At 73.8% G+C, this 4,933-nt stretch carries 6 protein-coding genes; 3 read left to right on the plus strand and 3 right to left on the minus strand.

The features are described 5' to 3' along the window. Positions 1-193 precede the first annotated feature (193 nt). The gene (gene msrA, locus ACI793_RS19200; RefSeq protein WP_456607979.1) at positions 194-706 is read right to left on the minus strand and encodes a peptide-methionine (S)-S-oxide reductase MsrA; all 513 of its coding nucleotides are present in this window, start codon (positions 704-706) and stop codon (positions 194-196) included. Between the two features lie 53 nt (positions 707-759). Here msrA and ACI793_RS19205 point away from each other — a divergent pair, with 53 nt between their 5' ends. Next, a complete protein-coding gene (locus ACI793_RS19205) occupies positions 760-972 on the plus strand; it encodes a WYL domain-containing protein (RefSeq protein WP_456607980.1) in 213 nt (70 codons plus the stop codon). Continuing rightward, positions 936-2,339 (plus strand): threonine/serine ThrE exporter family protein, encoded by a 1,404-nt coding sequence (locus tag ACI793_RS19210; RefSeq protein WP_456607981.1) that lies wholly within the window; start codon positions 936-938, stop codon positions 2,337-2,339. Before ACI793_RS19205 ends, ACI793_RS19210 begins: the two co-directional genes overlap by 37 nt. A 52-nt stretch (positions 2,340-2,391) precedes the next feature. Here ACI793_RS19210 and ACI793_RS19215 read toward each other — a convergent pair whose 3' ends face one another. Further along, positions 2,392-3,168, minus strand: a complete 777-nt coding sequence (locus ACI793_RS19215; protein ID WP_456607982.1) for an SGNH/GDSL hydrolase family protein — start codon at positions 3,166-3,168, stop codon at positions 2,392-2,394. Between the two features lie 105 nt (positions 3,169-3,273). Next, positions 3,274-3,873 (minus strand): TetR/AcrR family transcriptional regulator, encoded by a 600-nt coding sequence (locus tag ACI793_RS19220; RefSeq protein WP_456607983.1) that lies wholly within the window; start codon positions 3,871-3,873, stop codon positions 3,274-3,276. A gap of 174 nt (positions 3,874-4,047) precedes the next feature. On the opposite strand from ACI793_RS19220, the gene ACI793_RS19225 reads away from it, so the two are divergent. Continuing rightward, positions 4,048-4,821, plus strand: coding sequence for an SDR family NAD(P)-dependent oxidoreductase (locus tag ACI793_RS19225; protein WP_091763658.1), 774 nt, complete (start codon positions 4,048-4,050; stop codon positions 4,819-4,821). Positions 4,822-4,933: the final 112 nt, after the last annotated feature.

Raw genomic sequence — 4,933 nt, forward strand, 5'->3', positions numbered from 1 at the left:
CGGCCGCCCCCGCGCCCCCCCCCCCCCCGCCCCCCCCCCCCCCCCCCCCCCCCCCCCCCCCGCCCCCGGCCCGCGCCCCCCCCCCCCGCGACTCGGTCGGTGAGCGCGTTCCGGCGGCTGGTGGTCAGCGGGGCCGGACGAGCTGCCCGACGTCTCGCCACGGCCCGCTGGGCGACTCGCGCCCAGACCGTCGTCAGGCGGTCTGCGCCGCGCGGCGGGGGAGCACCCAGTCCGGCCGCACGTAGTGGCACGTGTACCCGAAGGGGATCCTCTGCAGGTAGTCCTGGTGCTCCGGCTCGGCCTCCCAGAACGGGCCGGCAGGCGTCACCTCGGTGACGACCTTGCCGGGCCACAGCCCGGAGGCGTCGACGTCGGCGATCGTGTCCTCGGCGACGCGCTTCTGCTCGTCGCTGAGGTAGAAGATCGCCGAGCGGTAGCTGCGCCCCACGTCGTTGCCCTGCCGGTCCTTCGTCGACGGGTCGTGGATCTGGAAGAAGAACTCGAGCAACTCGCGGAACGAGATCACGTCGGGGTCGAAGACGATCTCGACCGCCTCCGCGTGGTCCCCGTGGTTCCGGTAGGTGGCATTCGGGGTGTCGCCCCCGGAGTAGCCGACGCGGGTGCTGATCACCCCGGGGCGCTTGCGCAGCAGATCCTGGGCACCCCAGAAGCAGCCGCCGGCCAGGATTGCGGTCTCAGTGGTCATGGTTCGCCTTCCCTCGCGATGGACGCCTCCGGTGAACACCGCGACGGGCCTGTGTGTTTCCGGACCACGCGGACACCGACGAGCTCGTCCCGCCCCGTCGAGCCGAGCCGCGCCACAGGGTCGCCCGGAGCGGCCGCTGGTACCTCGTCGCCTTCGACCTCGACCGGTCCGACTGGCGGACCTCTGGTCGCCGGCCGCGTTGCCTGCCACCACTCCGTAGCCTGGCGTCGTGTCCTCCACCAGCCGGGACCGCAGCTGGCGGTTGACGCGCCTGCCGGACCGCGCACGGAAGGCCATCGCCGGCTCCGGTCCGCCGACGGCGCCGTTCGCGCTGCGTGCCCAGCCCAGCCGGGTCGACGCCGGCACCGCGCGCTCGGCGCTCGGGCTGGCCCTCCGCATCGGGGAGTCGATGATGGCGTTCGGGGCGTCGGCGGCCGACGTGACCGCCATGGTGCTCCGGGTGGCATCGGCCTACGGACTGACCTCCTGCCAGGTCGACGCCACCTTCACGTCGCTCACCATCAGTTACGACCCGGACGACGTGCCCCCGCTCGTGCTGATGCGCATCGTGCGCCCCCGGGGACTGGACTACACCCGGCTGCAGGGCATCACCGACCTGGCGGGGACGGTGATGGCCGCGGAACTGGACCTGAAGGACGCCCACCGCCGGTTGGACGACGTCCTGTCCGCGCCGCACCCCTACCGTCGGCCGATCCACGCTCTCGGGTGGTCGGGCGTGGCGGGGTGCGTCGCCTTCCTGCTCGGCGGTGGCTGGCTGGTGGCCCTGGTCGCGGCGGTCACCACGGCCGCCATCGAGCAGATGATCCGCTCGCTCGACCGGCGTGGCCTCCCGATGTTCTTCCAGCAGGTCGCCGGCGCTGCGGTGGCCACGGGGGCGGCCGTCCTCCTCGTCGTCCTGGAGGTGGACGTCCGCACCTCGCTGGTCGTCGCCGCGGGGATCGTGGTGCTGCTGGCAGGGCTCTCCTTCGTGGGCGCCGCCGAGGACGCCATCAGCGGCTTCCCGGTCACCGCCGCGGCGCGGGCCTTCGAGGTCCTGACGTTGACGACGGGCATCGTCGTCGGCATCGCCGCGGTCCTGGACCTGGCGCGGCGGGCGCAGGTTCCGCTCCGCGTGCTCGACCCGTCGACGTTCACCGTGCCGTTCGCCGTGTCGCTGGCGGCCGCAGCCGGGATGGCCGGGTTCTGGGCGGTGGCGTCGTATGCCCGCCTGGTCGCCGTCGGAGTGGCGACGGTGGCCGGCGCGCTGGCGTGGACGACGTGGTCCGCGGCTGCCGCGTTCGGTGCCGGCGCAGCGGTGGCGAGTGCGGCGGCGGCCGTGGTCGTCGGCTTCGGCGGTGAGGCGCTGACCGATCGGCTGCGGATCCCGCCCCTGCTCGTAGCGGTCTGCGGCATCGTCCCGCTGCTGCCCGGGCTCGCGATCTACCGGGGGCTCTTCGCCGTCGTCGTGGAGGCCGACGTGTCGGCCGGGGTGAACGCACTCGTGGGGGCCGCGGCGATCGGGCTGGCCCTCGCCGCCGGCATCGTGCTGGGCAGGTACCTCGGCCGCCCGCTGGGCGGCGGCCAGGACCGCTTCGATCGCCGGGTGCGGCGCCGGGGGACCAGCACGTCCTGAGGCCGCAGGAACGGCTTGTCCGCGTCGGACACGGGGCGGACGCCGATCCGGGTCAGTCGAGCAGCCGGACCAGCTCCTCGGCGACCCGTTCCATGCCGAGGGCGTTCGGGTGGAACGACGCCGCGCTCGACGCGGGATCGGTCAGCAGCCCCCTGACCCAGGGCTCGGCGGAGTCCAGGCCGTGGTCGCGGCTGAGGTCCGACATCCGGAGGAGCTCGGCGCCGGACTGCTCGGCAGCGCGAACGTAGGCGCCCTCCAGCGCCGTCCTCATCAGGAGGAACAGGTCGCGTTCCGCGTCGTCGAACCACGCTCCGCCGCTCGCGCCTCCGCCGATGACCGTCAGGTAGTCCACGAGCACGATGCGCGCGTTCTCGGTACGGGCGGACACGCCCTCCACGATGCGGACCAGCCCCGACTCCGCCGTCTCGATCAGCTCGGCCGAGGGTTCCCGCAGCCCGTCGGGGAACCGCGGCGCGAGGAACCGGTGCACCGGGTGCGCGGGATCGAGTCTCCGGAAAGCGGCGAACAGCATGGAGCCCGTGTAGTTCAGGTCGTTGCCGCCTGCGGTGATCGTCACGACGTCGGCGTTCCGCGGCACGCTCTCGATCTGCGGTCGGTACACCTTTCCGCCCATCGTCGTCTGCGGCTCGTCGAGGATCGTGGCGGTCGTGGCGCCGGACACGGTGAGGTCGACGAGCTCGGCGCCGAGACCCGCGGCCAGCAGGGCGGGATAGTTGCGACCCGACCGTCCGGCGTCGGCGTCGACGACCGGCGGGATGAGGGGGCCCGCGGCGAACGAGCTGCCGAGGGAGACCACGGTGAGCGCCATGGGGGGCAGCCTCGCACCGCGCGGCCGAGTCGGTCCGTTGTCCCCGCTCCGCGGAGCCCGCCGGATGCACGCGGCGAGCTCGCTCCCCTCCCGACGGGGAGCCGCTCAGCTCCGGGGAACCGCGTGCGGAGCGACGAGAGCGATGAAGGTGCTCGCCAGTCGGCGGCTCAGCTCGTCGTCGACCGGTGACCCGGTGAGGGCGACGCGGGCCAGCAGGGGCGAGAGGAGCAGCTCGACCAGCATGCCGACGTCGGTGTCCGGCGGCAGCTCGCCGCGCGCGATAGCCCGCTCGAACGGCAGTCGCATGAAGGCGGTGTCCTGCCGGGCCAGCTCGTGCAGCCCGGCGCGCAGCTCCGGGTCGTCGGCGGTGGCGCGCGTCTGGACGAACGCGACGGTGGTCGGACTCCGGAACAGCCGGGTCAGGCCGTGGACCAGCGCCTCGACGTCGGCGGCCAGGCTGCCCTCGTCGACCCTCGGATAGTGCTCGAGCTCCCCGGCGACGAGCACGTCGCGCACGAGCTGGGCCTTGGTGGCCCACTGGCGGTAGAGCGTGGACTTGTGGACGCCGGCAGCGGCCGCGACGTCCTCGAGGCGCATCGCGGCGTACCCCTCGGCGACCAGCAGGCGCCGGACGGCGGCGTGGACGTCCTCGCGGACGCGGTCGCTGAGTCCCCTCGGCCGCCCGCGGTTGCTCGCCTCGCTCACCTGGGCAGCGTCGCACGCGCACGACGGCGTTCCATCTTTTCCGCGACGGATCGTTGCAAAAAATGCATCCCGCTGGCTAGCGTCACGGTGCGCGAGGCGCCGGGGCACCCTGCGAGCACGCCGGTCCGCGCCGCCGCCCGCCGCGACCGTCGTCGTCCGAAACAGGGAGTACCCGTGCAGCTCGAGAATGTGTCCGCGATCGTCACCGGAGGCGCGTCCGGACTGGGGGCGGCCACCGCTCGCGCCCTCGCCGCCCGGGGCGCCAAGGTCGTCGTCGCCGACATCGCCGACGACAAGGGCAATGCGCTCGCCACCGAGATCGACGGCGCGTTCGCCCACGTCGACGTCACCAAGACCGACGACATCATCGCGGCCACGGAGCTGGCCAAGACGATCGGCCCGCTGCGGGTGCTCGTGAACTGCGCCGGCATCGGCTCGGCGAGCCGGACCGTCGGCCGCGGCGGCTACGAGACGGCGTTCGACCTGAACACCTTCCGCCGGGTCCTCGAGATCAACACCATCGGCACCTTCGACTGCATCCGCATCGTCGGCACGGCCATGGCGCAGGAGGAGCCGCTGGAGGACGGCGAGCGGGGCTCGATCCTCAACACCGCCTCCGTCGCCGCGCTCGACGGCCAGATCGGGCAGGCGGCCTACTCCGCGTCGAAGGGCGCCGTCGTCTCCATGACCCTGCCGATCGCCCGCGACCTCTCGGCCATCGGCGTGCGCGTCAACACCATCGCCCCCGGCCTCATCGACACCCCGATCTACGGCTCCGGCGAGGCCTCCGAGGCGTTCAAGGACAAGCTCAAGCGCGACGTGCTCTTCCCCAAGCGCCTGGGCTACTCCGAGGAGTTCGCCACCCTCGCCGTCGAGGTGCTCGCCAACAGCTACATGAACGCCGAGCTGATCCGTCTCGACGGCGGCGCCCGCCTCCAGCCGAAGTGATCCCGGGCCGGGGGGGGGGGGGGGGGGGGGGGGGGGGGGGGGGGGGGGGGGGGGCGGGGGGGGGCGCCGGGCGCCCCGCCGCCCCCCCCACCCCCGCCCACCCCCCACGCGC

This window comes from Blastococcus sp. SYSU DS0617 (assembly GCF_054051075.1).